Below are 16,006 nucleotides of genomic sequence, written 5' to 3' on the forward strand. Positions count from 1 at the left end.
CCTGATCGGGGCGTTCTCATACCATGGGGACAGCGGTTTCCGGGGACGACACGCCGATTGACTTAATCGAACAGGTATTCGAATATTAGGGAGTGACGCCTCCAGCCGCCGGCCCTTCCCTCGCCCGGGATGAGCCCTCCCCCGACTCCGAGGACACGTTCCAGCCGAACCCTGCCGACCGCCGCGGGACATCCCCGGCCGACGTCGCGCTCGGCCTCCAGGCCCGCATCAACAGCATGCAGGCCGGCAAGCTCGATTCCCGCCGGCTGCCCACGGTTCCGGCCCTCGCCCGGATCCTGCCCGGCGGAGGCCTGCAGTCCGGCGGCTCCTACTCCGTCCGGAACTCCACCTTCCTCGCCATGGCACTGCTCGCCGGGCCGTCAGCGACCGGCGCGTGGTGCAGCGTGATCGGCATGCCGGACTTCAGCGTGGAGGCGGCGCAGGGCTTCGGCATCAACCTCGAACGCCTCATCCTGGTCCCCGATCCGGGACCCCAGTGGCTCACCGTCACGGCGGCCCTCGTGGACGTCGTCTCGATCGTCCTGACCCGCTCCCCGGAACACCTCGCCCCCACCGAATGGGCCCGCCTCAAGGCGAGGCTGCGCCAGCGCGGCGCGGCCCTGATCACCCTCGGCAACTGGAAGCAGAGCGACTCGACGATCGGCGTGGCGGAGAGCGCCTGGGAGGGCCTCGGCTCGGGGACCGGCCACCTCAGGGCGCGTTCCATGAAGATCACCGCCACCCAGCCCTCGGGGCGGCTCCGCCACGCCTATGTGGGACTCGCGGACCTGCAGGGGACCCCCGCCGGAGCCGCGCTCCGGGGCACGGCCCTGCCACCGCATCTGCAGCACGGTACCCCTGGTACCGCGTCCGGGACCCTGTTCGAGCCCCGGCTGATGAAATCCTCATGACGCCGGATCCGCCCACCGGGCCTCCCGGTACGGCCCCGGCAACCCGGACCCTGATGTTCTGGTGCCCCGACTGGCCCATCACGGCAGCGCTGCGCGAACACGCGCTGCCCGCCGAGACCGCACTCGTCCTCGTGGACCGCGGGGAGGTCTTCGCCTGTTCCCCTGCGGCCCGGCAGGACGGCGTGAAGCGGGGCCTGCGCATCCGCGAGGCCCAGGCCCGCAGCACCGGGCTCGTGTCCCTCCCGTACGACCCGGCACTCGACGAGCGCACCTTCGAGCCCGTGACCGCGGCCGTGGAGGCCATCCTGCCCGGCGTGCAGGTCGTCCGCCCGGGGCTGTGCGCCGTCCGGGCCCAGGGGCCGTCGCGCTACTACGGCGGCGAGCGCAACGCCGCGGACGTGGTCCTGCAGACCCTCGCCGCCATCGGGCTCACCGACGTGAGGGTCGGCATCGCGGACGGGCCCTTCGCCGCCGAGCAGGCGGCCAGGGCCACCGACCAGCTGGACGACGACGAGCAGCTGGTCGTCATCCCGCCGGGCGGCTCGCCCTGGTTCCTCGCCAGCTACCCCCTGGAAGTCCTCGGACAACCCCGGCTCGCCGTGCTGCTCAGGCGCCTCGGCATCCGCACTTTGGGCGACTTCGCGGCGCTCAGGGCCTCCGATGTCCGCAACCGCTTCGGCATCGAGGGGGCCATCGCGCACCGCCAGGCCCGCGGGCTGGACCACCGGAGCGTCGTCGCCCGGACGCCGCCGCCCCACCTCGACGCAGTCGCCGATTTCGAGCCTCCCCTCGCCCGCATCGACCAGCTCGCGTTCGCCCTCAGGACCAGGGCCGGCGAGTTCGTCGACGCACTGCGCGAGGCGGGGCTCGTATGCACCGTGCTGCACGTGTCGCTGCACACGGAGTCGGGTGAGACGTCCGAGCGCCGCTGGCAGCACCCGCGCTGGTTCGACGCCGACGACGTCGTGGACCGCGTGCGCTGGCAGCTCCAGGGCACCAACGCCTCCGACCACGGCCTGACCTCCGGCATCACCCGGGTCCACCTGGTCCCCGACATCGTCGAGGACCTCGGCGACCACGCGGACGGCCTGTGGGGAACGGGACCGGACGAGGGCATCCACCATGGGCTGGCCCGGGTGCAGAGCATGCTGGGCCACGGCGCCGTGCTCACCGCGGTCATCGCCGGAGGGCGCCTGCTGGCGGACCGCCGCGTGTACATCCCGTGGGGGGACGCGCCGGCGGGGCAGCAGACCGCGAAGGTGCCGGTGAAGGACCGCAACCAGCCCTGGCCCGGCAGGCTGCCCGGCCCTGCCCCCGCCACCGTGTTCGCCGACCCCGTGCCCGCCGTCGTCGTCGACGCGAACGGCAACCCGGTGGACGTCGACACGCGCGGCCTCCTGAGCGCCGATCCCGCCTTCTTCAGCGCCGGGCCCGACGACGGCCGCCGGCCCGTGCACTCCTGGGCCGGCCCCTGGCCGATCAACGAACGCTGGTGGGACCCGAAGGGGCGCGTGCTCAACCGCTTCCAGCTGGTGGACCACTCGGGGTCCGCCTGGTTGCTGCTGCTCGAGGACCACGCGTGGTGGGTGGAGGCCGGCTACGACTGACGGCGGGATCCGCCACCGAGACGACCGCAGGACATCCAGACAGGGAGGGACGCCATGGGCTGGAACAATCCACCGATCCCCTGGTCGGACTTCGAACGCAACCTCTCGGCCACCCGGCCGGGAGCACCGCCCCCGGGGGCCGACGGCGGCGACAGCCCCGCCTGGTCACGGAAACGCCAGCCCTACACGGCTCCTGCTGAGGTTTCCGCCCCCGAAGGTCCCGTGGTGCCGTACGCCGAACTGCACGTCCACTCCAACTTCAGCTTCCTCGACGGTGCGTCGAGCCCCGAGCACCTCGCCGAGGAGGCCCAGCGGCTGGGGCTCACCGGCATGGCCCTCACCGACCACGACGGGCTGTACGGCGCGGTGCACTTCGCGGAGGCCGCCGAGAAGTATCCCGGGTTCTCGACCCTGTACGGCACGGAGCTGTCCCTCGGCCTGTCCAGGCCGCAGAACGGCGAGGCCGACCCGGAAGGACGGCACCTACTCGTCCTCGCCCGCGGATCGGCCGGCTACCACCGCCTGTCCACGGCCATCACCGAGGCCCAGCTCGCCCCGGACGCCGAGAAGGGGAAGCCCCGCTACAGCCTGGAGCGCCTCGCCGGGCACGCCGGCGGCCAGTGGATGATCCTCACGGGCTGCCGGAAGGGGACGGTGCGCTCCGCGCTCGTCGCGGACGGCGTGGAAGCGGCCGAGGCCGAGCTCCGGGCACTCGTGGACCTGTTCGGCAGGGAATCGGTCGCCGTCGAACTCACCAACCAGGGCAACCCCCTCGACACCGCGCACAACGACGCCCTCGCCGCCGTCGCCACCCGTCTGGGACTGCCCACCGTCGCCACCAACAACGTGCACTACGCGACCCCCGGGCAGCACCGACTCGCCTCCGCCCTGGCCGCCGTCCGGGCACGCCGGAGCCTGGACCAGATGGACGGCTGGCTGCCCGCGGCCGGTGCCGCCCACCTGCGCAGCGGAGCGGAGATGGCGCGGCGGTTCAGGGACTATCCGGGGGCCGTGGAACGCACCGTGGACATCGCCTCCGATCTCGCCTTCACCCTCCGCAGCGTTCGACCCGGGCTGCCGAACATCGACCTCCCGGAGGGCCACACCCAGATGAGCTACCTCCGCGAGCTCGTCTGGCAGGGCGCCGACAAGCTCTACGGGGGCAGGGCCGACGTCCGCGAGCGGATCGAACGCGAGCTGGAGGTGATCGAGGACAAGAACTTCCCCGGGTACTTCCTGATCGTCCACGACCTCGTGCACTACGCGCGCCGCAACGGCATCCTGTGCCAGGGACGGGGATCGGCGGCCAACTCCGCGGTCTGCTACCTGCTCGAGATCACGGCCGTGGATTCCATCAAGTACCAGCTCCCCTTCGAACGGTTCCTCTCGAGCATGCGGGACGAGGAACCGGACATCGACGTGGATTTCGACTCGGACCGCCGCGAAGAGGTCATCCAGTACGTCTACCGCAAGTACGGGCGCTTCAATGCCGCCCAGGTGGCCAATGTCATCACCTACCGTCCCAAGTTCGCCGTGCGGGACATGGCGAAGGCGCTGGGGCACAGCCCGGGACAGCAGGACGCCTGGTCCCGGCAGATCGAGCGGTGGGGCGGTCTCGTCTCGAGCAGCGACCACGACATCCCGGACGCCGTGGTCGGCCTGGCGCAGGAGGTCCTGAAGTTCCCCCGCCATCTGGGCATCCATTCGGGCGGCATGGTGCTGACGGACCGGCCGGTGGGAGAGGTATGCCCCATCGAGCATGGACGTATGGACGGCAGGACGGTCCTCCAGTGGGACAAGGACGACTGCGCCTGGATGGGACTGGTGAAGTTCGATCTGCTGGGCCTCGGCATCCTCGCGGCCATCCAGTACAACTTCGACCTCGTGGCACGGCACTTCGGCGAGACCTGGGAGCTGCACACCATCCCCAAGGAGGAGCAGGGCGTCTACGACATGCTGTGCTTCGCGGATTCGGTGGGGGTCTTCCAGGTGGAGAGCCGTGCCCAGATGGGCATGCTCCCGCGCCTGCAGCCCCGCCAGTTCTACGACCTCGTCATCGAGGTGGCCCTCGTGCGGCCCGGTCCCATCCAGGGCGGCGCCGTGCACCCGTACATCAAGCGCAAGATGGGCGAGGAGGAGGTCCGGTACCTCCACCCCGACCTCAAACCCGTCCTCGAACGGACCCTCGGGGTGCCGCTCTTCCAGGAACAGCTCATGCAGATGGCCATGGTGGTGGGCGGCTGTACCGGAGCGGACGCCGACCTCCTGCGCCGGGCCATGGGATCCAAGCGGGGGGAGGAGCGGATCGACTCCCTCAAGGCGAAACTGTACGAGGGGATGGCGTCCAACGGGATCACCGGTGACGTGGCCGACACCATCTACGACAAGATCCATGCCTTCGCGAACTTCGGATTCGCGGAGAGCCATTCGATCAGCTTCGCACTGCTGGTGTACGTCAGCGCCTGGCTGCGCCTGCACTACCCCGGGGCGTTCCTCGCGTCGCTCCTGCGCGCCCAGCCCATGGGGTTCTACTCACCCCAGACCCTCGTGGCCGACGCCCGACGGCACGGCGCCGTCGTCCTGCGCCCCGACATCCTGCACTCCGGGGTGCACGCCGGCCTCGAACCCCTCGAGGGCTACGACCTCCCGGACGACCCCCGGGCACGGACCACCGGCATGGACTGCTGCACCGAGGACGAGCAGGCCCCCGTCGGATACTTCGACCCGGACACGCCCTTCGACTCGGCACCCCACCGCCGTGACGGCAACTTCGCGGTGCGGCTGGGGCTGGCCAGTGTGGAATCCCTCGGGGTGAAGCTCGCGGAGAGGATCGTCGAGGAGCGGGAACGGAACGGTCCCTACGAGGACATGCCGGACCTGGCGCGGCGCACGGGCGTCAATGCGGGACAGCTCGAGGCACTGGCGGCGTCGGGCGCCTTCGACTCGATGGGCCTCAGCCGCCGCGAGGCGCTGTGGAACGCCGGTCCCGCCTCGACGGAGCGCGAAGGGCAGATCAAGGGGACCGCCGTCTACATCCAGCCCCCCCTGATGCCCGAACTCTCCGACGTCGACAAGGTGGGGTCGGACCTGTGGTCCACGGGCATCACCCCGGACGACCACCCGGTGCGCCATGCCAGGGGGCGGCTGCAGCGCCGCGGTGCCCTGACCGCCGTGCAGCTGAGGACGGCGGAATCCGGCCGGCGGATCGAAGTGGCGGGAGTGGTGACGCACCGGCAGAGGCCGGCGACGGCGAGCGGGATCACGTTCATGAACCTCGAGGACGAGACGGGGCTGGTGAACGTCATCTGCTCGGTGGGGGTCTGGCAGCGCTACCGCCGGGTTGCGCGGGAAGCCAGCAGCGTGATCGTGCGCGGCGTCCTCGAGCGCTCGTCCGAGGGGGTGGTCAACGTCGTCGCCGACCGCATCGAGGTCCTGCAGCTGAAGGCCACCACCAGGTCCCGCGACTTCCGCTGACCGACACCCCGTATACGAGGAAGGGCCCCCGCCGGGCGGGAGCCCTTGTCCATGTGCGCGAGGGGGGATTTGAACCCCCACACCCTTTCGGATACTGGCACCTGAAGCCAGCGCGTCTGCCGTTCCGCCACTCGCGCAATTTCGAGATTCCAACTCCACACGCCAGGCGCCGGTGTTGTGAACAGCAGTGACAAGCATAACGGAGCCCGGACGGAATCACCTAAACGACGCCGTCCATCGGGTCCGGACGGCCTCACCGACCGGAGCCTGCGGCCATGGATCGTTAGGACAAAGTAATGCTCCGGGCCCGCCGGTGAAGCCCATTCCCGGAGCCTCCCAGTAGTATCGGAGGGAACATGCCCGGCGGGACATCGCCGTGCCCAGGACCGGGAGAAGCCCCGCAGCACACCGCTGGCGGGATCCGACACCACAGTGCAGCAAGAGGGAGGAGGGGACGTATGGGCATTCTCGACAACGTGGAGCGCGGACTCGAGAAGCTTGTCCGGGGCGCCTTCACCACGGGCTCGCGCTCCCAGGTACAACCCCTCGAGATCGCCAGTGCCCTGCGCAAGGAACTGGACAACCGCTCCCTCGTCCTGTCGCAGGGCCGCACCCTCGCACCCAACGTCTTCACGGCGCGACTGTCCGACTCCGACTTCGAGCTCGCCCAGCAGTGGGGCTCGGCCCTTGCCGAGGAACTCTGCGACGTCGTCATCGCGCACGTCGACAGCCAGCAGTACAGCCTCCAGGGGCCGGTCCGCGTCTCGTTCGAGCACGATCCGGACCTGAAGGCAGGAATCTTCGAGATCGATTCGTCCATCGAGAAGCAGGCCGCCGGCCGCCGCCCCGCCGGGCCGGCCGCTCCGGCGGCACCCCGACGCCAGCCGACGCGCTACCAGCCCGTCCTCGAGATCGACGGTCAGCGCTACTCGATCAACTCCGGATCGATCGTGCTGGGGCGCTCCTCCGAGGCGGACATCCTCGTCGACGACACGGGCGTCTCGCGGCGGCACCTCGAGATCCGCACCCAGGAGGGACGCGTGTACGCCGTGGACCTCGGCTCCACCAACGGCAGCTACGTCAACGGGCAGCGCGTCCAGGGGCAGGCCGAACTCACGGACGGATCCACGATCACCATGGGGCGTTCGCGCCTGACCTTCCGCCTGGTACCGACCCAGACCGGAGGGGTCCAGCGATGAGCGAAGCCGGCGAACTCACCGTCACGCTCCTGCGCTTCGGCTTCCTGATCCTGCTGTGGGCCCTCGTCCTCGGTACGGTGGGGGCCCTGCGCCGCGACCTCGTGGTGGGCCGGCGCAACAAGGTCGGCACACCGACCGCACGCGAGATCCGCAAGCACCCCGAACTCGTGGAGGAACCGGCACCGGTGCGCGCCGCCGCCCGCCGGCTGGTCGTCACGGAGGGTCCGCTCACCGGGACCACCCTGGACCTCGCCGCGAGCCCGATCCTCCTCGGCCGCGCCCAGGAGGCGACCCTCGTCCTCGAGGACGACTACGCGTCCGGCCGCCACGCACGCCTGTTCCCGCAGGGCAGCCGCTGGTTCATCGAGGACCTCGGTTCCACCAACGGCACCTACCTCGCAGGCGCGCAGCTCACGCGCGCCCTGCCCGTCGAGCCGGGCATCCCCATCCGGATCGGTAAGACGGTCATCGAATTGAGGCCATAGGCGTGCCGCTCGCCCTGAGGTTCGCCGCCCGCTCCGACGTGGGCATGGTGCGTGCCAAGAACGACGACTCCGCCTACGTGGGCCGATACCTCGCGGTCGTCGCCGACGGCATGGGCGGACACGCGGGCGGGAACGTCGCGTCGGCCTCCACCGTCCTGGACCTCGTCCACCTCGACCACGGCTCCCACGGGGGCAAGGCCGCCACCCACCTGGCCGACGAGATCCAGACCGCGAACTCCCTGCTCTCCGAACTCGTCACCACCAATCCGCAGCTCGCGGGCATGGGCACCACCGTCACGGCGATCCTGCTCGAGGACTCGAAGCTGCAGCTCGCCCATATCGGCGACTCACGCGCCTACCGTCTCAAGGACGGGACCTTCGCCCAGATCACCACCGATCACACCTTCGTCCAGCGCCTCATCGACGAAGGACGCCTCCGGCCGGAGGAGGCGGAGATCCATCCGCACAAGAACGTGCTGATGCGGGTCCTCGGTGACGTCGACGCGAGCCCGGAACTGGACCTCGAGGAGTTCGACGCCGACCCCGGGGAACGCTGGCTGCTCTGCTCCGACGGCCTGAACGCGGTGCTCAACGACCGCGTGGTGGAGCAGGTCATGCGGGAGACGGGGAACATCCGCGCGTGCGTCGACACCCTCGTCGAGCTCACCCTCGCGGGCGGTTCGCCGGACAACATCACCATCGTGGTCGTCGAGGTCGTCGAGGCGGACGACGACGACGCCGTGCCTCCCGTCACCATCCCCCCTGCGCGGCAGGCCGCCGGAGAACGGGACAGGCCCGGGGACGTGGCGGCCGCAGCGCACGGGATCGACCGGAACGGGGACCTCCCCGGCGCCGCGATCCGCGCCGACATCATCCGCCAGGACCTCCTGACCCGCCCCCACGTCCTCGTGGGGTCCGCCGCCCTCGCCACGGAGACCGGCCAGATCCCCATCGTGACCCAGCGCTCCACCGAGCGCCGCGCCGCGATGATGCTGACGCACAAGGCCGAACCCGGCACGGACGACGCCGGCGAGGACGCAGGACACGAGACCGGGAAGCGGAAACGCCGCTGGCTCGTCCCGGCGTTCCTCTCCCTGATGACCCTCATCCTGATCGCCGTCCTCGGCCTCGGCTACACCTGGACCCAGACGCGCTACTACGTGGCGGAGTCGGAGAACCGCGTCGCGATCTTCACCGGCGTACCCCAGAGGATCGGACCGATCAGCCTCAGCGAGCTCTACGAGATGACCGACATCCCCGTCTCGAACCTCCCCGAGTACCAGCGGTCGCAGGTGTCGAAGACACTTCCGGCGGCCAGCCTGGAGGAGGCCGAGCGGATCGTCGGCGACCTGCGCAGCGAACTGCGGGCCGTGAGCTGCGATCCGGAAGCCCCGCAGACCCCATCCGCCTCGCCGGCCCCGTCGGGGACGGCCGGAGCACCCGCCCCGACTCCGTCCGCGACGGCCGGAGGATCCGCCCGCCCGTCGGCAACCCCGTCGGCCACCCCGTCCCCGTCCGCGAGGCCCTCCGTGACGGCTGCCCCGTCCGCGACGTCGGCACCCTCCCCGACGGCCGGAGCATCCGCCGGCCCGTCGGCCGCACCGGCGCCCTCGCCGAGTCCCTCGTCCCCCGCCGTCGCCTGTGGAGGTGCCGCCAATGAGTGATGTCCTGACCGTGCCCCGGTCGCGGCGCAACATCGAGCTCGCGCTGCTGGTCCTGGCCCTCGTCGTGGCCGGCGGGGCCAACCACCTGGCCGGCATCGGCCGGGAGGAGCCCTTCGGCGACTACTTCTGGTCGCAGGTGCTGACGCTCGGCCTGATGAGCCTGTTCATCCACGTCATCCTGCGCTTCCGCGCCAAGTATGCCGACCCGGTGATCCTTCCGCTGGTGGTCGCGCTGAACGGGATCGGACTCGCGATGATCCACCGCCTCGATCTCTCCGCCGTGTCGGGGTCGACATCCGTCGCGCCGCAGCAGGTCCTCTGGACCGCCGTGGCCATCGGGGCGGCAGCCGTCCTGCTGATCCTCTTCCGTGACCATCGGATCCTGCGCCGCTTCACCTACATCTCCCTCATCGTCAGCGCGATCCTGCTGCTCCTGCCCCTGACACCGCTCGGCCTGGAGATCAACGGGGCGCGCATCTGGATCACCGTCGGCGTCGGCACGTTCCAGCCCGGCGAGATCGCGAAGATCACCCTGGCCATATTCTTCGCCGGGTATCTTTCGACGAACCGGGACCTCATCCTGCTGGCCGGCAAGAAGATCGGCCCGCTGCAGTTCCCGCGGTTCCGGGATCTCGCGCCGATGGCGGCGGCCTGGCTCGTCAGCATCGGCGTCCTGATCTTCCAGCGCGACCTCGGCTCGTCGATCCTGTTCTTCGGCCTCTTCATGGTCATGATCTATGTGGCGACGAGCCGCGTCAGCTGGGTCCTGATCGGCCTCGCGATGATCGGTGCCGGCGTCTTCGTGGCCCTCGAGCTGTTCAGCCACGTGGCTCTCCGCTTCGATTCCTGGATCAACGCCTTCGCGCCCGAGGTGTACGACCGCGCTCCGGGCGGGAGCCGTCAGGTGGTCCAGGGCCTGTTCGGCCTGGCGAACGGCGGGCTCATCGGCACCGGGCTCGGCGAGGGGCGTCCCGACCTCGTGACATATGCCAACAGCGACATGATCATTGCCGCACTGGGCGAGGAGCTGGGACTCATCGGCGTCGTCGCCATCGTGATGATGTACGTGATCCTGGTGTCACGCGGCATCCGGGCCGCAGTCGGCACGAAGGACGGTTTCGGGAAGCTGCTCGCCTGCGGCCTCTCGTTCACCATCGCCCTCCAGTGCTTCGTGGTCATCGGCGGCATCACCCGCCTGATCCCGCTGACGGGCCTCACCACGCCGTTCATGTCGGCGGGCGGGTCCTCGCTGCTGGCGAACTGGCTCATCGTGGCCCTGCTCCTCCTGATCTCGGAGACCGCACGCCGGCCGGCGCCGACGGTGCCCATGAAGGATTCGTTCCCCGAAGTGCTCGGCGTGAACGGGAAGCCCGTGAAGAAGAGGCCCGCGAAGGAGGCAACCCGATGAACCAGGCCATCCGCAGCGCGTGGGTCGTGGCGATCGGCATGTTCGCCCTCGTCCTCGGTGCCCTCACGTACGTGCAGTTCTTCCAGGCACAGGATCTCAACGAGAACGACTGGAACAGTCGCCAGCTCTATCAGGACTTCGGCCGGGAGCGTGGAGCCATCCTGGTGGACGGCCGGGCGATCGCCGAGTCCGTCCCCTCCGACGACGAGTTCAACTTCCAGCGCGTGTACAACGAACCCGAGCTCTACGCGCACCTGACGGGCTACTACTCCCTCTCGCTGGGGTCGACGCAGCTCGAGGACAAGGAATCGGACATCCTCGCCGGGACCAGCAGTTCGCTGTTCTACGACCGCGTGGTCGGCCTGTTCTCGGGCGTCGAGGCGCAGGGCGCGTCCGTCGAACTGACCATCGACCCGGAGATCCAGCGCCTCGCGTCGGACCTGATCCCGGAGGGGCAGCGGGGCTCGATCGTGGTCATGGAGCCCTCGACGGGCAACGTCCTCGCGATGGTCTCCAAGCCGACCTACGACCCGAACCTCGTCTCCGGGCACGACACCGCGATCATCGAGCAGAACGTCGCGGCTCTGTCCGAGCAGCCGGGCCTGTCCATCTACACGAATCCCGCCACGCAGTCCCTCGTGTCCCCGGGATCGGTCTTCAAGCTCGTGGACGCCGCTGCGGCCCTCGAGTCCGGGAGATACGACGCGCAGTCCGAGATCCCGAACCCGCCGGCCCTCGAGTTCCCCGGCATCGAGTACGCCCTGCCGAACTTCGTCACCGGCGGCTGCTCCAGCAGGACGACGGCGGACCTCGAGTTCGCGCTGGAGCAGTCCTGCAACACCCCCTTCGCGCAGATCGCGCTGGATCTCGGCGAGGAAGCGATCCAGGAGCAGGCCGCGGACTTCGGGTTCGGTGAGGAACTGTTCATCCCGACGCAGGTCATCGCGAGCAGTTTCCCCTCCGACCTGACGGAACCCGAACTGGCGCAGTCCGCCGTCGGGCAGTTCGACACACGCGTCACACCCCTCCAGATGGCCATGGTGGCCTCGGCGATCGCCAACGACGGGCAGCAGATGAAGCCCCAGCTCATCAAGTCGATCCGGGCAGCGGACCTCGAGCTGATCGAGTCGCCCCAGCCCGAGGTGCTCCGGCAGTCGGTGAGCGAGGAGACGGCGAACCAGCTCACCGACTGGATGGTGAACGTGGTGGACAACGGCACGGCGGCCGGGGCGCAGGTCCCGGGCGTCGAGGTCGCCGGCAAGACGGGAACCGCGGAGGTCTCCGAAACCGGCGACAACGCCTGGTTCACGGGATTCGCGCCGGCGGACGATCCGCAGGTTGCCATATCGATCGTGATGGAGAACGTGGACATCCCTACTGGTCAGCAATTGACCTCACCCAGTGCCAAGAGACTCATAGAGGCGGTGTTGAACAGATGAGGCCCACGTCAGGAATCACCCTGGGCGGCAGGTTCGAACTGACCGAGCGCATCGCCATCGGCGGCATGGGCGAGGTCTGGAAGGCGCGGGACCAGATCCTCGGTCGCGTCGTCGCGATCAAGATCCTCAAGGAGGAGTACTCCGGTGACCCGGCGTTCCTCAACCGCTTCCGTGCGGAGGCACGCCATACCGCGCTGCTGAACCATGAGGGCATCGCCAACGTCTTCGACTACGGCGAGGAGGCCGGCTCCGCCTACCTCGTCATGGAACTCGTGCCGGGGCAGCCGCTGTCCGCCGTCATCGAGAAGGAGCAGGTCCTCTCGCCGGACCGCACCCTCTCGATCATCGGGCAGACCGCCACGGCCCTCGCCGTCGCGCACCGGCAGGGCCTCGTCCACCGCGACGTGAAGCCCGGCAACATCCTCGTGATGCCCGACGGCCGGGTGAAGATCACCGACTTCGGCATCGCCCGGCTCGCCGACCAGGTCCCCCTGACCGCCACCGGGCAGGTCATGGGGACGGCGCAGTACCTGGCACCCGAGCAGGCCACCGGGCAGCCGGCCACCGGCTCCTCCGACATCTATGCGCTCGGCGTCATCGGGTACGAACTGCTCGCGGGCCGCAGGCCGTTCTCCGGCGAATCGCAGATCGCCATCGCCCTCGCCCAGGTCAACGACGCCCCGCCGCCCCTGCCGGAATCCATCCCCCAGCCGGTCCGCGCACTGATCGGGTCCATGCTCGCCAAGGACCCGGCCGGACGGCCGGGCGACGCCGAGTCGCTCGCGCGCGGCGTCGACGCCATCAGGGCCGGCGACCTCCGCGCTGCCGAGGCGGCGGTCCCCGGCATGCTCGCCTTCGGAACCGGAGCGGGCGTCCCGACGGCCGCCGTCCCCCGCCAGGACACGCAGTCGACGACGGCGGTCCCCGCGCCCACCACCTCCGCCCTGCCCACGGTTGCGGCACCCGCTGCGGCCGGTGCCGCGGCCGGCATCGCCGCGTCCCGGGACTGGTCGCAGGAGGACGTCGACCCGACGCCGGACCAGCCGTACCGTCGGGAGGAGGACAACCGCCGGAGCCCCTGGCTGATCCCGCTCATCGTGCTGCTCCTGCTGGCACTGGCCGCCATCGCGTTCCTGGTCCTCCAGCCCCTCCTGAACGGGGACGATCCGGACAGCGTCCCGGCCGGGACGAGCACGTCCGCGAGCGCCACCCCGTCGCAGTCCCGCGCCTCCACGCCGTCGTCGGCGCCCACCACGCCGACACCGACGCCCGAACAGACGACGAGCGAGCCGAACGAAGTCATCATCTCGCCGAGCGAGTATCGCGGCATCACCGAAGCGGAGGCGACACAGCGACTCATCGGCCTGGGCTTCGGGGTGAACATCGAGAGGCAGTTCGCGGAACAGGACCAGGGCATCGTCCTCGATATCAATCCGAGCGGGGCCCAGATCCCTCCCGCGACGATCACCCTCATCGTCTCCGATGGCCCCGAACCCGTCGAGCAGGTCACGGTCCCGGGCGGACTGCAGGGACGGACCTCCGCCGACGTCGAGGCGATCCTCGTCGACCTCGGTCTCCGGCCGGTCAACGTGGGGAGTGAGGAGTCGGAGCAGGCGGCGGGCACAGTGCTCCGGGTCGAGCCCGGGGCGGGGGCCCTGCTCGCCCCCGGGACGCAGGTGAACTACGTGGTCTCCTCGGGCCCACCCCCGACCCAGGCACCCCCGACCCAGGCGCCCACGACCGCTCCGCCGAGCCCGACGGCGTCACCGACGGCGACCACCGGACCATGACCCGGGGGACGAGCCCGGGCGGGAAGGGCACCGAGTGATGACCACCGACCGCATCCTGAACGGGCGGTACGAGGTCCGCGAGCTGATCGGGCGCGGCGGCATGGCCGACGTGCACCTCGGCCGTGATCTCCGTCTGGGTCGGTCGGTCGCGATCAAGGTGCTCCGCTCGGACCTCGCCCGGGATCCGCTGTTCCAGTCCCGGTTCCGCAGGGAGGCACAGGCCGTTGCCGGGCTCAACAATCCCAGCATCGTCGCCGTGTACGACACGGGCGAGGAGGAGATCCCCGACCGGCCGGAACACGAGGTCCGGGTCCCGTTCATCGTGATGGAGTACGTCGCCGGCCGCACCCTGCGCGACCACGTCAGGGCGGGCGACCTGACCCACGAGGACAGCGTCACGTACGTCGCCGGGGTGCTCGGCGCCCTCGACTACAGCCACAAGGCGGGCATCGTCCACCGGGACATCAAGCCCGCCAACGTCATGATCACGCCCGACGGCGCGGTGAAGGTCATGGATTTCGGCATCGCCCGCGCCATGGCCGACTCGCAGGCCACGATGACGCAGACACAGGCCGTCCTCGGGACGGCTCAGTACCTCTCGCCGGAACAGGCCCGGGGCGAGACGGTGGACGCCCGCAGCGACCTGTACTCGGCGGGCTGCCTGCTCTTCGAACTGCTGACCGGCCGGCCGCCGTTCGTCGGGGACAGCCCCGTGTCCGTGGCCTACCAGCACGTGCGTGAGGAACCGCCGGCCGCGAGCAGTCTCGATCCCGGGGTGACGCCCGCCCTCGACTCCGTCCTCGCCAAGGCACTCCAGAAGGACCGCGAACACCGCTTCCAGGATGCACTGTCCTTCCGCAGGGCGCTGCTCGACGCCGCCCGCGGCATCGCCGTCGCCGGCGTCACGGGCGCGGCGACCGAGACGCTGGACGTCCCCGCGCCCCGTCCGGGTGCAAGGGGTGCTACGGCGATGGCTGCGCCGTTCGCCTCCGCCGACCCGCAGACGCGCGCGATGGACCGGATCGCGGTGCAGGGGACACCGCCGGACCATCCCGACGACGGACGGCTCGACGTCCTCGGCTCCCGCGATGCCGTGCATCCGCAGGACGACGGGCACGACCGGAGGCGCAGGTCGTCGAGGGCGGCCTGGCTCACCGTCTTCTTCGTCGCGGTCCTGCTCGTGCTCGCCGGCGGCTACGTCGTCCTGAACAACCTCCCGGACAACCAGCCCTCCCAGGAGGCCGTGACCGTCAGCGTGCCCGACCTCGTGGGTCTGGCCGAGGCGGACGCCACCGACGCCATCGTGGACGCCGGGCTGGTGCCGTCGAGCGACGAGGAGTTCAACGCGTCCGTGGAGGAGGGCGACGTGATCGCCTCCGATCCTGCCGCGGGAGCGTCCGTGGACAGGGAATCGCGCGTGAACATCACCGTCTCGCTGGGTCCGGCGAACGTGGTGCTGCCGGAGACGCTCGCCGGGCTCACGGAATCCTCGGCCCGCGATGCGCTCGAGGTCCTCGGACTGCGGGGCGGCGCGATCACGGAGGAGACCAGTGCCGACGTCCCGGAGGGCAGGGTCATCACCACGAGTCCGCAGGCCGGCCAGTCCGTGCCGGTCGGCAGTCCGGTGGACCTGGTGCTGTCCAACGGCAAGGTCACCGTTCCCCTGCTCACGGACCTCACGCTCGGGCAGGCGCAGGCCCTGCTGACCGACCCCGCGGTGAAGCTGCCCTCCGCCGTGCGCGAGGTCGAGAACAGCGTCGTGGCGCCGGGGATCGTCACGGCGCAGTCCGCGCCGGCGCGGTCCGAGGTGGACCAGGGCACGGAGATCGTCCTGACGGTCGCGAAGGCACCACCGCCGGTCCCGGTGCCGGTGCCACCGGCACCGTCGCCGGTCCCGGAACCCTCGCAGACGCCGAGCGGGCAGCCGACCGGGGGCACGGGCGAGCAGTCCGACCCGCGGCCCACCGAGGGCGACGACTAGCCCGTCCGCTCCGCCCGCGCCGTCCGGCCCTGCCGCGCGACGGCCGCG

10 protein-coding genes and 1 tRNA gene are annotated in these 16,006 nt (G+C 70.4%); 10 read left to right on the forward strand and 1 reads right to left on the reverse strand.

The features are described from left to right. Window positions 1–92 precede the first annotated feature (92 nt). Genes CXQ97_RS12410 through CXQ97_RS12420 form a run of 3 tightly spaced genes read left to right on the forward strand, consistent with a single transcriptional unit; the run spans window position 93 to window position 5,992 of the window. The gene (locus tag CXQ97_RS12410) at window positions 93–911 is read left to right on the forward strand and encodes a hypothetical protein (RefSeq protein WP_104181176.1); all 819 of its coding nucleotides are present in this window, start codon (window positions 93–95) and stop codon (window positions 909–911) included. Continuing rightward, a complete protein-coding gene (locus CXQ97_RS12415) occupies window positions 908–2,518 on the forward strand; it encodes a DNA polymerase Y family protein (RefSeq protein ID WP_104181177.1) in 1,611 nt (536 codons plus the stop codon). The genes CXQ97_RS12410 and CXQ97_RS12415 overlap by 4 nt, the downstream gene beginning before the upstream one ends. A gap of 54 nt (window positions 2,519–2,572) precedes the next feature. Further along, a complete protein-coding gene (locus tag CXQ97_RS12420; protein ID WP_104181178.1) occupies window positions 2,573–5,992 on the forward strand; it encodes an error-prone DNA polymerase in 3,420 nt (1,139 codons plus the stop codon). 54 nt (window positions 5,993–6,046) lie between these two features. On the opposite strand, the gene CXQ97_RS12425 is transcribed toward CXQ97_RS12420, so the two are convergent. Beyond that, window positions 6,047–6,129 (reverse strand) — tRNA-Leu (locus CXQ97_RS12425). Window positions 6,130–6,450: 321 nt separating this feature from the next. Between CXQ97_RS12425 and CXQ97_RS12430 the strand changes: the two genes are divergently transcribed. From CXQ97_RS12430 to pknB, 7 genes are read left to right on the forward strand one after another with little or no spacing between them, the layout of a single operon-like run. Further along, entirely contained in the window at window positions 6,451–7,191 is a 741-nt protein-coding gene (locus tag CXQ97_RS12430; protein ID WP_104181179.1) for a DUF3662 and FHA domain-containing protein, read from the forward strand. Next, the gene (locus CXQ97_RS12435; RefSeq protein WP_104181180.1) at window positions 7,188–7,676 is read left to right on the forward strand and encodes an FHA domain-containing protein; all 489 of its coding nucleotides are present in this window, start codon (window positions 7,188–7,190) and stop codon (window positions 7,674–7,676) included. Before CXQ97_RS12430 ends, CXQ97_RS12435 begins: the two co-directional genes overlap by 4 nt. A gap of 44 nt (window positions 7,677–7,720) precedes the next feature. Further along, window positions 7,721–9,340: a protein phosphatase 2C domain-containing protein gene (locus CXQ97_RS12440; protein WP_104181239.1), complete on the forward strand. Its 1,620-nt coding sequence runs from the start codon at window positions 7,721–7,723 to the stop codon at window positions 9,338–9,340. Next, window positions 9,333–10,748: an FtsW/RodA/SpoVE family cell cycle protein gene (locus CXQ97_RS12445; protein ID WP_104181181.1), complete on the forward strand. Its 1,416-nt coding sequence runs from the start codon at window positions 9,333–9,335 to the stop codon at window positions 10,746–10,748. Before CXQ97_RS12440 ends, CXQ97_RS12445 begins: the two co-directional genes overlap by 8 nt. Then, window positions 10,745–12,187, forward strand: coding sequence for a penicillin-binding protein 2 (locus CXQ97_RS12450; protein ID WP_104181182.1), 1,443 nt, complete (start codon window positions 10,745–10,747; stop codon window positions 12,185–12,187). Before CXQ97_RS12445 ends, CXQ97_RS12450 begins: the two co-directional genes overlap by 4 nt. Beyond that, window positions 12,184–13,977, forward strand: a complete 1,794-nt coding sequence (locus CXQ97_RS12455; RefSeq protein WP_104181183.1) for a protein kinase — start codon at window positions 12,184–12,186, stop codon at window positions 13,975–13,977. The genes CXQ97_RS12450 and CXQ97_RS12455 overlap by 4 nt, the downstream gene beginning before the upstream one ends. A gap of 37 nt (window positions 13,978–14,014) precedes the next feature. Then, a complete protein-coding gene (gene pknB, locus CXQ97_RS12460; protein WP_104181184.1) occupies window positions 14,015–15,958 on the forward strand; it encodes a Stk1 family PASTA domain-containing Ser/Thr kinase in 1,944 nt (647 codons plus the stop codon). Window positions 15,959–16,006: the final 48 nt, after the last annotated feature.

This window comes from Arthrobacter sp. B0490 (genome assembly GCF_002929355.1).
Taxonomy (GTDB): Bacteria; Actinomycetota; Actinomycetes; order Actinomycetales; family Micrococcaceae; genus Arthrobacter_D.

Coding starts and splice junctions, on each gene's coding strand:
- CXQ97_RS12415 (WP_104181177.1), top strand. CDS start 908: ATGACGCCGGATCCGCCCACCGGGCCTCCCGGTACGGCCCCGGCAACC.
- CXQ97_RS12420 (WP_104181178.1), top strand. CDS start 2,573: ATGGGCTGGAACAATCCACCGATCCCCTGGTCGGACTTCGAACGCAAC.
- CXQ97_RS12430 (WP_104181179.1), top strand. CDS start 6,451: ATGGGCATTCTCGACAACGTGGAGCGCGGACTCGAGAAGCTTGTCCGG.
- CXQ97_RS12435 (WP_104181180.1), top strand. CDS start 7,188: ATGAGCGAAGCCGGCGAACTCACCGTCACGCTCCTGCGCTTCGGCTTC.
- CXQ97_RS12440 (WP_104181239.1), top strand. CDS start 7,721: ATGGTGCGTGCCAAGAACGACGACTCCGCCTACGTGGGCCGATACCTC.
- CXQ97_RS12445 (WP_104181181.1), top strand. CDS start 9,333: ATGAGTGATGTCCTGACCGTGCCCCGGTCGCGGCGCAACATCGAGCTC.
- CXQ97_RS12450 (WP_104181182.1), top strand. CDS start 10,745: ATGAACCAGGCCATCCGCAGCGCGTGGGTCGTGGCGATCGGCATGTTC.
- CXQ97_RS12455 (WP_104181183.1), top strand. CDS start 12,184: ATGAGGCCCACGTCAGGAATCACCCTGGGCGGCAGGTTCGAACTGACC.
- pknB (WP_104181184.1), top strand. CDS start 14,015: ATGACCACCGACCGCATCCTGAACGGGCGGTACGAGGTCCGCGAGCTG.